The following is a 17,179-nucleotide window of genomic DNA, read 5'->3' on the forward strand; positions in this document are numbered from 1 at the left end:
AATTCAGGGATGATCGACCGAGTCGCCCCAGGGCAGGCAGATGCGCCACCTACCCCCGTTCCCGGCACCGCCGCCCACCTGGCCGCGGGCCCCGGGGAACTTGCGGCACTGGCCGCGTCGATCCGCGCATGGGGCGCGGAACTGGGCTTTGCCTCGGTGCGCATCGCCGATGTCGACCTCAGTCATGCCGAGCCGGGGCTGATGGCGTGGCTGGCACAGGGCTACCACGGCGACATGGATTATATGGCGAACCACGGCCTGCGGCGCGCCCGGCCGGCCGAACTGGTGCCCGGCACCGTGCGCGCGATCGTGGCGCGGATGCCGTACATTCCGGCTGCCGGCGCGCAGGCCGGCGCCACCGACTGGCGCCGGCACGAGCTGGCGCGGCTGGACGATCCGGCCACGGCGGTGGTGTCGCTGTATGCGCGCGGCCGCGATTATCACAAGGTGCTGCGCAGCCGTTTGCAGCAGCTGGCCAGCCGGATCGAGGCCGAAATCGGAAAATTCGGCTACCGCGTCTTTACCGATTCCGCACCCGTCATGGAAGTGGCGCTGGCCAGCCAGGGCGGGCTCGGCTGGCGCGGCAAGCATACGCTGCTGCTGGACCGCGACGGCGGCTCGATGTTCTTCCTGGGCGAGATCCTGGTCGACATCCCGCTGCCGGCCGACGCCCCCGAGTCCGGCCACTGCGGCAACTGCCACCGCTGCCTGGACATCTGCCCCACGCGCGCCATCGTGGCGCCGTACCGGCTGGACGCGCGCCGCTGCATCTCCTACCTGACCATCGAGCACAAGGGCCCGATTCCGGTGGAGTTCCGCGCGCCCATGGGCAACCGCGTCTACGGCTGCGACGACTGCCAGCTGGCCTGCCCGTGGAACAAGTTCGCGCATGTGGCCATGGTGCCGGACTTCGACGTGCGCAACGGGCTCGACGCGCCCGACATGGTGGCGCTGTTCCAGTGGACCGAAGCGGAATTCAACCAGCGGCTCGAAGGCAGCCCGATCCGCCGCATCGGCCATGAGCGCTGGCTGCGCAACCTGGCGGTGGGGCTGGGCAACAGCCTGCGCGCGGCGCAGTCAGGCACACGCGCCGAAGACGCGGCCCTGGCCGCGCGCATCCGCGCAGCGCTGCTGGAGCGGCGCGAGAGCGCCACGCCGCTGGTGCGCGAGCATATCGACTGGGCCCTGGCGCAAGGCGGCCCGCCGCCGGACTAACTGACCAGCGCCAGCCACAGCGGCGTGGTCACGATCGCCGCCACCGTCATCAGCGAAATCGTCGCCGCCACCATCGGCCCGTTGCCGCCCATGCGCACCGCCAGGATATAGGCGCTGGAGGCCGTGGGCAGCGAGGCGTACAGCACCACGATCTGGTACTGCAGCACGGTCAGCGGCAGGTGCCGCCCCACCAGCCAGGCCACGCACGGCATCGCCAGCAGCTTGACCCCGGTCCACCAGGCCACCGGGCCGGCGGTACCGGTGGCGCCACTCATCTGCAGCCCGGCACCCACCGTCATCAGCCCCAGCGCGGTCGAGGCCGAGCCCAGCCGGTTCAGCGTCATGCCCAGCACCTCGGGCGCATGCAGCCCCATCAGGTTGGTGAGCAGGCCGCCGGCAGTGGCCAGGATCAGCGGGTTGCGCGCCAGCTCTTTCCACAGTGCGGTCTGGCCGTGCCGCGCCAGCGCCCACACCGCCGCCACATTGCACAGCGGCACCGTGCAGCCGACGATCACCGCCATCAGCGCCAGCCCCTCGGAGCCGCCCAGGCGCGAGGCCAGCGCCAGCCCGATATAGGAATTGAAGCGGAACGCGGTCTGCAGGCCCGAGGCAAAGCTCAGCGCGTCCGGTCGCAACACCCATTTGACGGCGTAGCCGCCGGCCATGCCGGTGGCCATCACCAGCAGCGCCAGCCCCAGCATGGCCGAGGTCGACGAGAAATCCAGCACCGCGGTATTGGTCGACTGCAGCAGCAGCGCCGGGAACAGCACGAAGTAGACCAGGCGCTCCACCCCACCCCAGAAGGCACGGTCGAACGGGGTATAGCGCACCAGCAGCCAGCCGATGAGGATCAGGCTGAAGTCCGGGACCAGCAGGAGAGCAGAAGACATTTATCGTTGTTGTAGTGGCGGTGGCATGACGCGGCAGCTGCCCTGCGGGCCGTCGCTCGGGAATGCGGCGGCGGCGGTAGATAACGGCAAAAAACCGTAATGTGCGGACTAGGGCAGATACGGATAGGTATTTTTCCAGATTTAGGCCAGCATGGCATGCCAAGTTGTACGCCTGCCGCCATGTTGTCCCGCACCCGGTCCGCGCCGCCGCGCCCGGACACCCACCTCCGAGCCCCCTTCCGCCCTGGTCTGCACCCGGGCCGCTGCCTGCGCCTGGCCGCCGTGCTGGTGGCGCTGTGCGCCGCCACGGCCGCGGGCGCCGTACCGGTGCCGGCGCGCTCGGTGGAGATCGAGGGGATACGTTTTGACGATGCGGCGCGCGTGGGCGGCAAGGAGCTGCAGCTCAACGGCACCGCCCTGCGCGCGGGCTTCCTGGCCAAGGGCTACGTGGCCGCCCTGTACCTGCAGGAGAAGGCCCGCAACGCGGCCCTGGTGCTGGGCACGCCCGGCGCCAAGCGGCTACAGTTGCGCATGCTGCGCGAGACCGAACCGCCGGACGTCGTGCGCGCCATCCGCCAGGGCATCCGCAACAACCACAGCGAACAGCAGATGCAGGAACTGGCCGCGCGGCTGGTACAGTTCGAGCGCACCCTGGGCGAGGTCGGCACCGCGCACAAGGGCGACGTGATCAACCTGGATTTTTCCCCGCAGACGGGGACCGTCATCGCCATCAACGGCACGCCTCGCGGCCGGCCGATCCCCGGCGAAGACTTCTACCAGGCCGTGTTGCGGGTCTTCCTGGGCGAGCGCCCGGTCGACGCCGAGGTCAAGCGCGGGCTGCTGGGCGGCTGACACAATTACGCTGCCGACGCACGGCCCCACCTGTGGCACTGCGACGGTTTTTTTTCTTCCGGGCGGCACCCTGCCCGGATTTCCTGACGGGAGACATGATCTCATGCAAGCTGGCAAACTCGCACTGACCCTGGCCCTGGCCGCCGCCGCCACCGCGGCGCAGGCCCAGAGCTACCCCACCAAGCCGATCCGACTGATCATTCCGTTCGCACCCGGCGGCACCACCGACATCGTCGGCCGCGGCGCCGCGGACCAGATGAGCCGCATCCTGGGCCAGCCCGTGGTGGTGGAGAACCGCGCCGGCGGGGGCGGTTCGATCGGTGCCGACGCGATCGCCAAGGCCGCGCCGGACGGCTACACCATCGGCATCTCCACGGTCTCGACCATGGCCGTGAACCCGGCCTGCAACCCCAAGCTGTCGTACGACCCGATCAAGGACTTCAAGCCCATCACCAACCTGGCCAACGTGGCCAACGTGATCGCCGTGAACCCGAACTTCCCGGCCAAGGACTACAAGGAGTTCCTGGCCGTGCTGAAGGCCAACCCGGGCAAGTATTCGTACGCCTCGTCGGGCACCTGCGGCTTCGGCCACATGCTGGGCGAGCAGTTCAAGGTCTCGACCAAGACCTTCATGGTCCATATCCCGTACCGCGGCGCGGGCCCGGCGCTGAACGACGTGCTGGCCGGCCAGGTGCCGATCATGGTGGACAACCTGCCCTCTTCGATCCCCTACATCAAGGCCGGCAAGCTGCGCCCGATCGTGGTGGCCTGGAACAAGCGCCTGGAATCCATGCCCAACGTGCCGACCTTCGGCGAAATGGGCCTGAAGGAGCCGAACGACCCGGCCTGGTACGGCCTGGTGGCGCCGGCCGGCACGCCTGACGACGTCATCAAGAAGCTCAACGAGGCCGCCGTCAAGGCCCTGCAGGACAAGGACTTCCAGCAGCGCCTGCGCACCGCCGGCGCCGAGCCGTCGGGCAACACGCCGGCGCAGCATGCGGCCGAGATCAAGAAGGAATTCGACAAGATGAAGAATCTTGTGAAGGTGCAGAACATCAAGCTGGAGCAATGATCCGGCCGGTGTGACGCCACCCGCAAAGGGCCGCCGCGAGGCGGCCCTTTTTTCTTGCCCGCGCCAAAAAGCACTAAAATCCAGCATTCGCCCCAGCCTGACCGCCATGCCCGCCACCTATGACGCCATCCTCCCCGCCCCCTTCGGCAAGATCGGGGTGCGCACGGACGGCGCGCGCATTCGGGCCATCGTGTACCTTCCCGAGCACGTCGAGGCACGCGCCCCTGTTGACGCGCTGACGCAGCAACTGGCGGCACAGCTGGAGGCCTACTATGCCAACCCCGACACCGTCTTCGACCTGCCGCTGGCCCCGGCCGGCAGCGACTTCCAGCAGCGCGTGTGGCAGGCCATCAGCGCAGTGCCGCGCGGCGCGGTGACCACTTATGGCACCATCGCCGAGGCCATCGGCGCGATGCCGCGCGCGGTGGGCCAGGCCTGCGGGCAGAACCCGTTCCCGATCGTGATCCCCTGCCATCGCGTGGTCTCGGCACGCGGCATCGGCGGCTTCTCGCACCATGCCGAAGACGGCTTCTACCTCGACGTCAAACGCTGGCTGCTGCGCCATGAGGGCGCCATGCTGATATGAGCGGCGCCGCCCAGGCACCTGACATCGCCGCCGCGCCCAGCGACGCCGACGTGGCACTGGTCAGCCGCTTCTGCGACGCGCTGTGGCTGGAAGACGGCCTCTCGCGCAATACCATCGATGCCTACCGGCGCGACCTGACGCTGCTGGCGCGCTGGCTGCAGCATGAGCACCGCGGCGAGTTGCCGGGCGCGGACGACGGCGCGCTGTCGGCCTACTTCAACGCACGCCACACGCAGAGCCGCGCCTCGTCGGCCAACCGTCGCCTGGCGGTGTTCCGCCGCTTCTACCAGTGGGCGCTGCGCGAACACCTGGTCGAAGCCGACCCCTGCCTGCTGCTGCGCCCCGCCAAGCAGCCGCCGCGCTACCCCAAGACCCTGACCGAGGCTCAGGTCGACGCGCTGCTCGAAGCGCCCGACACCGACACGCCGCTGGGGCTGCGCGACCGCACCATGCTCGAGCTGATGTACGCCAGCGGGCTGCGCGTGTCGGAGCTAACGCAGATGAAGACCATCGAGATCGGCCTGAACGAGGGCGTGGCGCGCGTGGTCGGCGGCAAGGGCGACAAGGAGCGGCTGGTGCCGTTCGGCCAGCAGGCCGGCGACTGGCTGCGCCGCTACCTGGCCAGTGCGCGCCCCGCGCTGCTGGCCGGGCGCGCCTGCGACGCGCTCTTTGTCACGCAGCGCGGCGAAGGCATGACGCGGCAGGCGTTCTGGCACCTGATCAAGCGCCATGCGCGCGATGCCGGCGTGCACGCGCCGCTGTCGCCGCACACGCTGCGGCACGCCTTTGCCACGCACCTGCTCAACCACGGCGCCGACCTGCGCGTGGTGCAGCTGCTGCTGGGACACGCCGATATTTCCACCACCCAGATCTATACGCACGTCGCCCGCGAACGCCTGCGCGAGCTGCACCAGCAGCACCATCCGCGCGGCTGAGCAAGCGGGCGGCGACCACTGTCATGAGCAAGACCAGGCACGTATCAGAAACCCCCGCCACGCAGTACCTGCGCAAGCATGGCGTCGCCTTCGGCGAGCATCCGTATGACTATGTCGAGCACGGCGGCACCGGCGAATCGGCGCGCCAGCTGGGCGTTCCCGAGCACGAGGTGATCAAGACCCTGATCATGGAAGACGAGCGCGCGCTGCCGCTGGTGGTGCTGATGCACGGCGACTGCTCGGTCTCGACCAAGAACCTGGCGCGCCAGGCCGGCCGCAAGAGCGTGCAGCCATGCAAGCCCGAGGTGGCGCAACGCCACAGCGGCTACATGGTGGGCGGCACCTCGCCCTTCGGCACGCGCAAGCGCATGCCGGTCTACGTCGAATCGACCGTGCTGGAGCTGGCGCGCATCTATATCAACGGCGGGCGCCGCGGCTACCTGGTCAGCCTGGACCCGAAGCTGCTGCCCATGCTGGTGGACGCCCAGCCGGTGCAATGCGCACTGCCTGACTGAGAGCCCCCGCGCAAACCGAGGGGAGCCTCGATGCCAATCCGGGAAGTCACGGACGTAGCGAGGCCCCTGCCGCGCTACAATCGCGCCAGCCTGAAAACACCCCACTACACATGGCCAATCTGCTTTTCGCCCTCGCCGCCTACCTGATCGGCTCCATTTCCTTCGCTGTGGTCGTCAGCAAGCTGATGGGGCTGCCGGACCCGCACTCCTATGGCTCCGGCAATCCCGGCGCCACCAACGTGCTGCGCACCGGCAACAAGAAGGCCGCCATCCTGACGCTGATCGGCGATGCCCTGAAGGGCTGGCTGGCGGTATGGCTGGCGGCGCGCTTCGGGCCGGCCTACGGGCTGAACGAAACCGGCCTGGCCATGGTGGCGCTGGCGGTTTTCCTGGGGCACCTGTTCCCGGTGTACCACCGCTTCGCCGGCGGCAAGGGCGTGGCCACCGCGGCGGGCATCCTGCTCGCCATCGACCCGATCCTGGGCCTGGGCACGCTGGCCACGTGGCTGATCATCGCCTTCTTCTTCCGCTACTCGTCGCTGGCGGCGCTGGTGGCGGCGATCTTCGCACCGTTCTTCCATGTGCTGATGAACGGCGTGGATGTGATGACGGGGGCAATCTTCGTGATCAGCGTGCTGCTGATTGCGCGGCACCGGCAGAATATTGCCAAGCTGCTGGCCGGCAAGGAAAGCCGGATCGGGGAGAAGAAGAAGGTTTGAAGGACATGCAGGCCGCTGGCAAGCGCAACGGATGACAGCATCAGCATGCCGGCGGTTTGCTCCCTCTCCCGCAAGCGGAAGAGGGGAGCAAACCAGCGGTAATCAAGCCTCAGCTGCCCCGAACAGCATCTCCACCCGGAACCCGCCACCATCGGCATTCACCAGGTTCAGCTTACCGCCCGCCTGCCGCACCAGCCGGTCCACGATCGCCAGCCCCAGCCCGGAATGCGCATTGCCGCCCCGAGCCGGGTCCAGCCGTACAAAGGGCAACGTGGCGCGCTCCTTGTCATCCTCGGGGATGCCGACGCCCTGGTCCTCCACCACCAGCAGGTAACCCTCCGGCGTGCGCGCGGTCGCGATGCACACCGGCGGCTTGCCATAGGCGTAGGCGTTGTCGACCAGGTTGCCGACGATGCGGTCCAGCTGCGTGGCGATCATGCGGAAGCCCTCGCCCGCGCCCAGCGACAGCACCACCTGGCGCTCCTGCTCGGCCAGCGACGCGGCCAGCTCATTGACGCGCCGGTCCACCGGCACCGGCCGCGCGGTCGACTCGCTGGTCTGCGCGAAGCTCAGGAACTGCTCGACGATGGCCGACATGGACTCCACGTCGCGCGTCACCCCCGCGGCGGCCTTGGGATCGGCCAGCATCTCGGCGCGCAGGCGCAGCCGCGCCAGCGGTGTCTTCAGGTCATGCGCGATGCCGGCAAGCATGGTATTGCGCTCCTGGTCGATGCGCGCCAGGTCGGCCACCATGCGGTTGAAACGCTCGATCAGCTGGCGCAGCTCATGCGGGCCGCGTTCGCGCAGCGGCGGCACGGCGTGCTGGCGCGACAGCAGCTCCGCCGCATTGGCCATGTCGCGCACCGGCCGCTGGATCTGCCAGGCGATCAGCACGGCAAAGACGATGGCCACGCCCACCACCAGCATCACGCCAGGCACCAGCCGGTTATCAGGCGGCGGATTGTGGACCCACAGGATCGGCATGGCGATCCAGCGGGCGCGGCTGGGCAGCTTGATCCAGATGCGCGGCGTGGTCTCGTCCTCCAGCCGGATCTCGGTGCCCTGCGGCAGCCTGCCGATGAACTGCTCGACCAGCCGGCGCGAGCGCCCGCCCTTGGGCACGACGGCATGCTCTTCGGCGTCGGCCGTGTTGGCTGTCTCAACCAGGCTGGGCAGCTTCGCCGGCGGACGCGCGTCGAGCGCGCGCTCGATGCTGTCGAGCTGGAACAGCATCTGCTCGACTGAATAGTCCACCTGCTGCTGGCGGCGGTCCATGCGCAGGATGGCCAGCCATGAGAAATGGCTGATCACAAGCACGGCGGCAATCAGCAGCGCAATGCGGCCGAACAGGGTGTCGATACGTCGCAACTTCATCGGAAAGCAGGGTCTGGTGGCATGCGGCGCCAGGGGGCGGGCGCCGCGGCCATTATTCGGGGAGTCCCGCGGACATCTCTTCCGCTTCGTCGGGCACGAAGGTATAGCCGCGCCCGCGCACGGTCTGGATATAGCGCGGGCGCTGCGCGTCTTCATCGAGCAGCCGGCGCAGGCGCCAGATCTGCACGTCGATGCCGCGGTCGCTGATGCCGCTGGCGCTGCCGTACATCAGCTCGACGATGCGCTCGCGCGACAGCACTTCCAGCGGATGCATCAGCAGCAGCTTGAGCAGCGCGAACTCGGTATCGCTGATCGACAGCGTCTGGCCGGCACGGCTCAGCGTGCGCTGGCGGAAATTGACGCGGAACGGGCCGAAGGCGACCGATTCGCGGTCCTCGGGCGCGGCCGCGGGGCGTGCCAGCTTGCGGCGCAGCACGGCGTTGATGCGCGCCAGCAGCTCGCGCGGCGAGAACGGCTTGCCAAGGTAGTCATCGGCGCCGATCTCGAGCCCGACGATGCGGTCGATCTCGTCGCTGCGGGCCGTGAGCAGGATTACGGGGATGTCGTCGTTCTTGGCGCGCAGGTTGCGCAGCGCGGTCAGGCCGTCGACCTTGGGCATCATCAGGTCCAGCACGATCAGCGCCGGGCGCTCGCGCTCCAGGCGCGCCTGCAGGCCGTCGCCGTCGTGCATCACCGAGACGGCAAAGCCCTGCTGGGTCAGGTACTCGCGCAGCAGGTCGCGAAGTTCGGGATCGTCGTCGACGACGAGGATCTGGGTAGGCTGGTTCGTTCGCATAGGCACATGATAGTCAGCCCCGGCGCCACACATGCCGGTTTGGCCGGGCGGTTTTGTTTCCGGAGGTTACACCCGGGGCGCTGGTAATCCGCTGTAATAAAAGCGCCGGGCGCTGAAATACGGGCGTCCGGGCCCGCACATTATCCTTGCGGCATGACGTGCCACCGGCGCCGCCGCATTGCGCGCCACACGGCACTTGCCGGCCTGCCGGCCACCCGCGGCGTGCCCCTCCACGCGGCGGGCCGGCGCCCGTGGCGTTGCGGCATACTGCTGCATCGTCACTTGCCAGACCGAACATCGCCGGCGCGCCGCGCGCGCCGCCCCCAGGATTTGCGGACATGTCCAACCCCGAACAAGGCCAGCCTACCCCCTCCCCGACCCCGTCTTCGCCTCCGCCCGAGGGCGCTCCGCCGCGGCGCACCGGCCGGCGCCGGCTGACCGCCGGCGTGCTGGTGCTGCTGCTCGCGGGGGGCGCCTGGTACTGGTACGCCCATCGCGGCCAGGCGCCGCAGGAGGCGACCGGGACGGCAGGCGCGCAGCGGGGCGCCAGCGGCCCGGGCGCGCGGGTTGGCGCCGGCGGCCCCGGCATGCCGCGCTCGCCCGTGGTGGTCGCCACCGTGGCCAAGCGCGATATGGATGTGGTGCTCAACGGCCTGGGCAACGTGACCCCGGTTTCCAACGTCACCGTGCGCGCGCAGGTGTCCGGCCCGCTGCTCAAGGTGCTGTTCAAGGAAGGCCAGATGGTCAAGGCCGGCGACGTGCTGGCCGAGATCGACCCGCGCCCGTTCCAGGCCGCGCTGGATCAGGCCGTGGGCCAGCTCGCGCGCGACCAGGCACTGCTGCAGAACGCCAGGCTCGACCAGCAGCGCTACCGCACCCTGCTGGGCCAGGACTCGATCTCCAAGCAGCAGGTCGATACCCAGGACGCGCTGGTGCGCCAGTACGAGGGCGTGGTCAAGACCGACCAGGGCAATGTCGCCAACGCGCGCCTGCAGCTGGGCTATACGAAGATCGTGGCGCCGGTGTCGGGCCGCATCGGCCTGCGCCAGGTCGATCCGGGCAATATCGTCAACACCAGCGACGCCAACGGCATCGCGCTGATCACGCAGATCCAGCCCATCGCCGTGATGTACACCATCCCCGAGGACAACCTGCCGTCGGTGCTGAAGAAGCTCAACGCCGGCGAAGAGCTGCCGGTGCAGGCATGGGACCGCCAGGTGCGCAACCAGCTCGGCGAAGGCACGCTGCTGACCACCGACAACCAGATCGACACCACCACCGGCACGGTCAAGCTCAAGGCGGTCTTCCCCAACGCCGACGGCATGCTGTTCCCCAACCAGTTCGTCAACGTGCGCACGCGCGTCGATACGCTCAGGGACGCCACCGTGATCCCCGTGGCGGCGATCCAGCGCGGCCAGCAGGGTACCTTCGTCTACACCGTGGATGACAGCAGCAAGGTCAAGGTGCAGGTGGTCACGCTGGGCCCGGGCGACGGCAGCCGCAATGCCGTGCTCAAGGGCCTGGAGCCCGGCCAGCGCGTGGTGGTGGACGGCGCCGACCGCCTCAAGGAAGGCATGACGGTGGAAGCCGTCGACCCGGCCGCGCGCGCTGCCGCGGTGGTGCCGGCCAGCCAGCCGCGCGGGCGCGGCCGCCGCAACCGGGACGGCGGCGGCGCCAGCGGCGCGCACGCCGACGCCAGCGGGGCCGCGGCCTCCGGCGTGGCCGGCGAACATCGCCGCCACCGCCAGGCCGGCGCCAGCGCCCCGCCCGCCAGTGGCACGCAGCAGTAAGGACAGCGCATGAACCCCTCACGCCTCTTCATCGAGCGCCCGGTCGCCACGGCGCTGCTGATGCTGGCCATCCTGCTGTCCGGGCTGGTGGCGTACCGGCTGCTGCCGCTGTCGGCGCTGCCCGAGGTCGATTACCCGACCATCCAGGTCACCACGCTGTACCCCGGCGCCAGCCCGGACGTGATGACCTCGTCGGTGACAGCGCCGCTGGAGCGCCAGTTCGGCCAGATGCCAGGCCTGAAGCAGATGTCGTCGTCCTCGTCGGGCGGCGCTTCGGTGATCACGCTGCAGTTCGAACTGACGCTGCCGCTGGACGTGGCCGAGCAGGAGGTGCAGGCCGCCATCAACGCCGGCAGCAACCTGCTGCCGTCAGACCTGCCGATGCCGCCGGTCTACAGCAAGGTCAACCCGGCCGACGCGCCGATCATGACCATCGCCATGACCTCGGACACCATGCCGCTGCCCAAGCTGCAGGACATGGTCGACACGCGCGTGGCGCAGAAGATCTCGCAGATCCAGGGCGTGGGCCTGGTCACCATCAGCGGCGGCCAGCGCCCCGCGGTGCGGATCCAGGCCAACCCGGCCGCGCTGGCTTCGCTGGGCATGTCGATCGACGACCTGCGCACCGCCATTGGCGCGTCCAACGTGAACGGCGCCAAGGGCAGCTTCGACGGCCCCGCGCGCGCCTCCACCATCGACGCCAACGACCAGCTGCGCTCGGCCGACGAATACCGCCAGATCATCCTGGGCTACAAGAACGGCGCGCCGATCCGCATCACCGACGTGGCCGAGATCGTCGACGGCCCCGAGAACAGCCGCCTGGCCGCCTGGGCCAACGACAAGCCCGCGATCGTGCTGAACATCCAGCGCCAGCCCGGTGCCAACGTGATCGAGGTGGTCGACCGCATCAAGGCGCTGCTGCCGCAGCTGCAGAATGCGCTGCCGGCATCGGTCCACGTGCAGCTGCTGACCGACCGCACCACCACCATCCGTGCCTCGGTCGAGGACGTGCAGTTCGAGCTGCTGCTGGCGATCGCGCTGGTGGTGCTGGTGATCTTCCTGTTCCTGCGCAATATACCGGCCACCATCATCCCGGGCGTGGCGGTGCCACTGTCGCTGGTGGGCACCTTCGGCGTGATGTACCTGGCCGGCTTCTCGATCAACAACCTGACGCTGATGGCACTGACGATTGCCACCGGCTTCGTGGTCGACGATGCGATCGTGATGATCGAGAACATCATGCGCTACATCGAGAAGGGCGATTCGCCGATGGCGGCGGCGCTCAAGGGTTCCAAGCAGATTGGCTTCACCATCATCTCGCTGACCTTCTCGCTGGTCGCGGTGCTGATCCCGCTGCTGTTCATGGGCGACGTGGTCGGGCGCCTGTTCCGGGAATTCGCGATCACGCTGGCGGTGTCGATCCTGATCTCGGCAGTGGTATCGCTGACGCTCACGCCGATGATGTGCGCGCGCCTGCTGCACCATGTGCCGGAAGAGAAGCTGTCGCGCTTTCACCGCGCCAGCGGCCGCTTCTTCGACAACGTGATCGAGCGCTACGGCCGTGCGCTGGAGTGGGTGCTCGATCGTCAGAAAGCGACGCTGGCCGTGGCCGTGGCCACGCTGGTGCTGACCGGGCTGCTGTACCTGCTGGTGCCCAAGGGCTTCTTCCCGGTGCAGGACACCGGCGTGATCCAGGGCATCACCGAGGCCGCCCAGACCACCTCGTTCGACGCCATGGCGCGCCGGCAGCAGGCCGTGGCCAAGGTGGTGATGCAGGACCCGGCAGTGGCAAGCCTGTCGTCGTTCATCGGCGTGGATGGCACCAACACCACGCTCAACGCCGGGCGCATGCTGATCAACCTCAAGCCCAAGGGCGAGCGCGACCCCATCGACGTGGTCACGCAGCGCCTGCAGCAGGCCGTGCACGAACTGGGCGGCGTGTCGCTGTACACACAGCCGGTGCAGGACCTGACCATCGAGGACAAGGTCTCGCGCACGCAGTACCAGTTCACCGTCGAGGACCCCGATCCCGCCACGCTGGCCGCGTGGGTGCCGAAGCTGGTGGAACGCCTGCGCCAGGAACCCGAGCTGCGCGACGTCACCAGCGACCAGCAGAACAACGGCCTGCGCGCCTATGTCGATATCGACCGTGACGCCGCGGCGCGCTTCGGCATCACCACCGCGGTGATCGACAGCGCGCTGTACAGCGCCTTCGGCCAGCGGCTGGTGTCGACCATCTTCACGCAGTCGAGCCAGTACCGCGTGGTGCTGGAGACCATGCCGGAATTCCGCAAGAACCCACAGTCGCTGGCCGACCTGCGCCTGCCCTCCTCTTCCGGCGGCCAGGTGCCGCTGGGCGCGTTCGCGCGCATCACCGAACGCACCGGCCCGCTGGTGATCAACCACCAGGGCCAGTTCCCGGCGGCGACGATCTCGTTCAACCTGGCGCCGGGCGAATCGCTGGGCGCCGCGGTCGACAAGATCACCAAGGTCGAGCAGGAGCTGGGCCTGCCGATCTCGATGCAGACCAGCTTCCAGGGCGCCGCGCTGGCCTTCCGCGCATCGCTGTCGAACACGCTGTGGCTGATCCTGGCCGCGGTGGTGACGATGTATATCGTGCTGGGCGTGCTGTATGAAAGCACCATCCACCCGGTCACCATCCTGTCGACGCTGCCGTCGGCCGGCGTCGGCGCGCTGCTGGCGCTGCTGTTGGCGGGGCAGGACCTGGGCATCATCGCGATCATCGGCATCATCCTGCTGATCGGTATCGTCAAGAAGAACGCGATCATGATGATCGACTTCGCGCTCGAGGCAGAGCGCGAGGGCGGCATGAAACCACGCGATGCGATCTTCCAGGCCTGCCTGCTGCGCTTCCGCCCGATCCTGATGACCACCATGGCGGCCCTGCTGGCGGCGCTGCCGCTGATGCTGGGTTCTGGCATCGGCAGCGAACTGCGCCGGCCGCTGGGCGTGACCATGGTGGGCGGCCTGCTGGTGAGCCAGGTGCTGACGCTGTTCACCACGCCGGTGATCTACCTGGCGTTCGACCGCGTGGCCACGCGCGTGAAGGGCTGGCGCAAGCGGCGCTTCGGTGATCCGGAGGAAGGCGGCACGGGCGAGGAGCCGGTGTAACGATGAATCTCTCGGCTGCCTTCATCCACCGCCCCGTCGCGACCGCGCTGCTGACGCTCGGCATCCTGCTGGCGGGGCTGGCCGCGCTGCGGCTGCTGCCGGTGTCGCCGCTGCCGCAGGTGGATTTCCCGACCATCTCGGTATCGGCGTCGCTGCCGGGTGCGAGTCCTGAAACGATGGCCGCCACCGTGGCGACGCCGCTCGAGCGTGCGCTCGGCACCATCGCCGGCGTGACCGAGATCACTTCGAGCAGTTCGCTCGGCTCCACCCGCGTGACGCTGCAGTTCGACCTGTCGCGCAATATCGACGGCGCCGCGCGCGACGTGCAGGCGGCCATCAATGCCTCGCGCGCGACACTGCCGACCAGCCTGCCCAACAACCCGACCTACCGCAAGGTCAACCCGGCCGATGCGCCGATCATGATCATCGCGCTGACCTCGCCGACCATGACGCGCGGGCAGCTGTATGACGCGGCCTCGACCATCCTGGCGCAGAAGCTGTCGCAGGTCGATGGCGTGGGCCAGGTCACCATCGGCGGGGCCTCGCTGCCGGCGGTGCGGGTCGAGCTGAACCCGACCGCGCTGAACAACTACGGCATCTCGCTGGAGGATGTGCGCAACACCATCAGCGCGACCAATGCCAACCGGCCGCTGGGGACGCTGGAGAACGCCGCCAGCAACTGGCAGGTCTACGCCAACGACCAGGCGATGAAGGCGGAAGACTACATGCCGCTGATCATCCGCTATGCCACGCCGGGAACCTTCTCGTCGACGTCGGCGGGCGCGCTGATTGCCAGCACCGCCAACGCCGCCGCCAGCGGCGGCGTCAGCACCAAGGTGGTCAACGGCGTGACCGTGACCACGCTGACCACCAGCAGCGGCACCACCACCATCACCAGCGGCGCCACCGGAGGCACCAGTGCCACCAGCGGGCCCAACTCGTTCGCGGTGCCGGTGCGGCTGCGCGACGTGGCCAATGTGGTCGACTCGGTGCAGGACATCCGCAACGCGGGCTCGGCCAACGGCAAGCCATCGGTGCTGCTGGTGCTGAACCGCTCGCCCGGCGCCAATATCATCGAGACCGTGGACCGCGTCAACGAGATGCTGCCGCAGTTGCAGAAGATGATCCCCGCGGCAATCTCGATGGACGTGATGATGGACCGCACGCCCACCATCCGCGCCTCGCTGCGCGAGGTAGAGAACACGCTGATGATCTCGGTGGCGCTGGTGATCATGGTGGTGTTCGTGTTCCTGCGCAATGTGCGCGCCACCTTGATCCCCAGCGTGGCGGTGCCGGTGTCGCTGATCGGCACGTTCTCGGTGATGTACCTGGCCGGGTTCTCGCTGAACAACCTGTCGCTGATGGCGCTGACCATCGCCACCGGCTTTGTGGTCGACGATGCCATCGTGGTGCTGGAGAACATCTCGCGCCATATCGAGGAAGGCATGAAGCCGCTTGCCGCGGCACTGCGCGGGGCGCGCGAAGTGGGCTTCACGGTGCTGTCGATGAGCCTGTCGCTGATCGCGGTATTCATCCCGCTGCTGCTGATGGGCGGCATCGTCGGCCGGCTGTTCCAGGAATTCGCGATCACGCTGTCGGTGGCGATCCTGGTGTCGCTGGTGGTGTCGCTGACCACCACGCCGATGATGTGCGCACGGATGCTGCGCCCGCCCGAGCCGGAGCAGCAGGGCCGCTTCTTCCGTGCCACCGAGCGCATGTTCAAGTGGCTGCACGATGGCTATGCGCGCTCGCTGTCCACGGCGCTGCGCCTGAGTCCGCTGGTGTGGCTGGTGCTGATCGCCACCATCGCGCTGAACGTGTACCTGTACGTGATCGTTCCCAAGGGCTTCTTCCCGCAGCAGGACACGGGCCGGCTGATCGGCTTTATCCGCGCCGACCAGGCCACCTCGTTCCAGGCCATGCGCGGCAAGCTCGACAATTTCATCAAGATCGTCCAGTCCGACCCCGCCGTGGTCAACGTGACCGGCTTTACCGGCGGTTCCCAGCGCAATACCGGGCAGATGTTCGTCACGCTCAAGCCGCTGTCGGAGCGCAAGGAATCGGCCGACGCCATCATCGCGCGGCTGCGCGGCAAGCTGTCCAAGGAGCCGGGCGCGAGCCTGTTCCTGCAGTCGGTGCAGGATATCCGCATCGGCGGGCGGCAGAGCAGTTCGCAGTACCAGTTCACGCTGCAGTCGGACGACCTGGAAGTGCTGCGCGCGTGGGAGCCCAAGGTGCGCGCCGCGTTGTCGAACCTGAAGGGGCTGGAGGACATCGACACCGATACCAACGACAAGGGCCTGCAGACCTCGGTGATCATCGACCGCGATGCGGCCTCGCGCCTGGGCGTGACCGCGCAGCAGGTGGATGCGGTGCTCAACGATGCCTTCGGCCAGCGGCTGGTGTCCACCATCTACCATCCGCTGAACCAGTATCGCGTGGTGATGGAACTGAGCCAGGAATACCTGCAAGGGCCCGATGCGCTCAAGGACATCTACGTGGTCACCGGCAACGGCAACCGCGTGCCGCTGGCGGCGTTCGCGCGCGTGACCCCGTCCAGCACGCCGCTGGGCGTGAACCACCAGGGCCAGTTCGCGGCCTCGACGATCTCGTTCAACCTGGCCGAGGGCACTTCGCTGTCGCAGGCGACCGATGCGATCACGCGCGAGATGGCGCGCATCGGCGTGCCGGAGACGCTGCGCGCCAACTTCCAGGGCGGCGCCAAGGCGTTCCAGGATTCGCTCAAGAGCCAGCCGATCCTGATCCTGGCGGCGCTGATCACGATCTACATCGTGCTGGGCGTGCTGTATGAAAGCTATGTGCATCCGCTGACGATCCTGTCGACGCTGCCCTCCGCCGGCGTGGGCGCGCTGCTGGCGCTGCTGGCATCGAAGACCGACTTCAGCATCATCGCGCTGATCGGCGTGATCCTGCTGATCGGCATCGTGAAAAAGAACGCGATCATGATGATCGACTTCGCCATTGATGCCGAACGGCGCGAGGGGCTGTCGCCGCGCGACGCGATCTACCGCGCCTGCCTGCTGCGCTTCCGCCCGATCCTGATGACCACCATGGCCGCGCTGCTGGGCGCGGTGCCGCTGGCGATCGGCCGCGGCGACGGCGCCGAACTGCGCGCGCCGCTGGGCATCTCCATTGTCGGCGGGCTGGTGGTAAGCCAGTTGCTGACGCTGTACACCACGCCGGTGGTCTACCTGACGCTGGACCGCTGGCGCCTGAAGGTCAAGGCCTGGCGCCAGCGCCGCCGTGGTGCCGGCACGCCGGACCAGCCGGCCGCCGTCTAGA

At 68.5% G+C, this 17,179-nt stretch carries 13 protein-coding genes; 10 read left to right on the forward strand and 3 right to left on the reverse strand.

What is annotated here, in order from left to right; all coding sequences use genetic code 11:
* The first annotated feature begins 9 nt into the window (after positions 1-9).
* Positions 10-1,215, forward strand: a complete 1,206-nt coding sequence (gene queG / locus AC3WVS_RS04745; RefSeq protein ID WP_492317612.1) for a tRNA epoxyqueuosine(34) reductase QueG — start codon at positions 10-12, stop codon at positions 1,213-1,215.
* Here the strand turns inward: queG and AC3WVS_RS04750 are convergent.
* Entirely contained in the window at positions 1,212-2,105 is an 894-nt protein-coding gene (locus tag AC3WVS_RS04750; RefSeq protein WP_492317613.1) for an AEC family transporter, read from the reverse strand. The two genes, queG and AC3WVS_RS04750, sit on opposite strands and share 4 nt — an antisense overlap.
* A gap of 180 nt (positions 2,106-2,285) precedes the next feature.
* On the opposite strand from AC3WVS_RS04750, the gene AC3WVS_RS04755 reads away from it, so the two are divergent.
* The 6 genes from AC3WVS_RS04755 (at position 2,286) to plsY (ending at position 6,784) form a co-directional block, all read left to right on the forward strand.
* Positions 2,286-2,957, forward strand: a complete 672-nt coding sequence (locus AC3WVS_RS04755) for a chalcone isomerase family protein (RefSeq protein WP_492317614.1) — start codon at positions 2,286-2,288, stop codon at positions 2,955-2,957.
* Between the two features lie 103 nt (positions 2,958-3,060).
* A complete protein-coding gene (locus AC3WVS_RS04760; protein ID WP_013955671.1) occupies positions 3,061-4,029 on the forward strand; it encodes a tripartite tricarboxylate transporter substrate binding protein BugE in 969 nt (322 codons plus the stop codon).
* Positions 4,030-4,135: 106 nt separating this feature from the next.
* On the forward strand, positions 4,136-4,615 hold the full coding sequence (locus tag AC3WVS_RS04765) for a methylated-DNA--[protein]-cysteine S-methyltransferase (RefSeq protein WP_492317615.1): 480 nt from the start codon (positions 4,136-4,138) through the stop codon (positions 4,613-4,615).
* A complete protein-coding gene (gene xerD, locus AC3WVS_RS04770) occupies positions 4,612-5,550 on the forward strand; it encodes a site-specific tyrosine recombinase XerD (RefSeq protein WP_492317616.1) in 939 nt (312 codons plus the stop codon). Before AC3WVS_RS04765 ends, xerD begins: the two co-directional genes overlap by 4 nt.
* A gap of 23 nt (positions 5,551-5,573) precedes the next feature.
* A complete protein-coding gene (locus tag AC3WVS_RS04775) occupies positions 5,574-6,065 on the forward strand; it encodes an aminoacyl-tRNA deacylase (RefSeq protein ID WP_492317617.1) in 492 nt (163 codons plus the stop codon).
* A 110-nt stretch (positions 6,066-6,175) separates the two neighbouring features.
* The gene (gene plsY / locus AC3WVS_RS04780; RefSeq protein WP_492317618.1) at positions 6,176-6,784 is read left to right on the forward strand and encodes a glycerol-3-phosphate 1-O-acyltransferase PlsY; all 609 of its coding nucleotides are present in this window, start codon (positions 6,176-6,178) and stop codon (positions 6,782-6,784) included.
* Between the two features lie 102 nt (positions 6,785-6,886).
* On the opposite strand, the gene AC3WVS_RS04785 is transcribed toward plsY, so the two are convergent.
* Complete coding sequence (locus tag AC3WVS_RS04785) at positions 6,887-8,158, reverse strand: ATP-binding protein (RefSeq protein WP_492317619.1); 1,272 nt, start codon at positions 8,156-8,158, stop codon at positions 6,887-6,889.
* Between the two features lie 52 nt (positions 8,159-8,210).
* Positions 8,211-8,954, reverse strand: a complete 744-nt coding sequence (locus AC3WVS_RS04790) for a response regulator (RefSeq protein WP_010812236.1) — start codon at positions 8,952-8,954, stop codon at positions 8,211-8,213.
* A 338-nt stretch (positions 8,955-9,292) separates the two neighbouring features.
* On the opposite strand from AC3WVS_RS04790, the gene AC3WVS_RS04795 reads away from it, so the two are divergent.
* The 3 genes from AC3WVS_RS04795 to AC3WVS_RS04805 are packed head-to-tail and all read left to right on the forward strand — an operon-like array spanning position 9,293 to position 17,178.
* Entirely contained in the window at positions 9,293-10,744 is a 1,452-nt protein-coding gene (locus AC3WVS_RS04795; protein ID WP_492317620.1) for an MdtA/MuxA family multidrug efflux RND transporter periplasmic adaptor subunit, read from the forward strand.
* Between the two features lie 9 nt (positions 10,745-10,753).
* Complete coding sequence (locus tag AC3WVS_RS04800; protein ID WP_492317621.1) at positions 10,754-13,876, forward strand: MdtB/MuxB family multidrug efflux RND transporter permease subunit; 3,123 nt, start codon at positions 10,754-10,756, stop codon at positions 13,874-13,876.
* A 2-nt stretch (positions 13,877-13,878) separates the two neighbouring features.
* Entirely contained in the window at positions 13,879-17,178 is a 3,300-nt protein-coding gene (locus AC3WVS_RS04805) for an efflux RND transporter permease subunit (RefSeq protein ID WP_492317622.1), read from the forward strand.
* Position 17,179: the final 1 nt, after the last annotated feature.

The sequence above is a fragment of the Cupriavidus sp. CPT47-8839-RL05A genome (assembly GCF_058792255.1).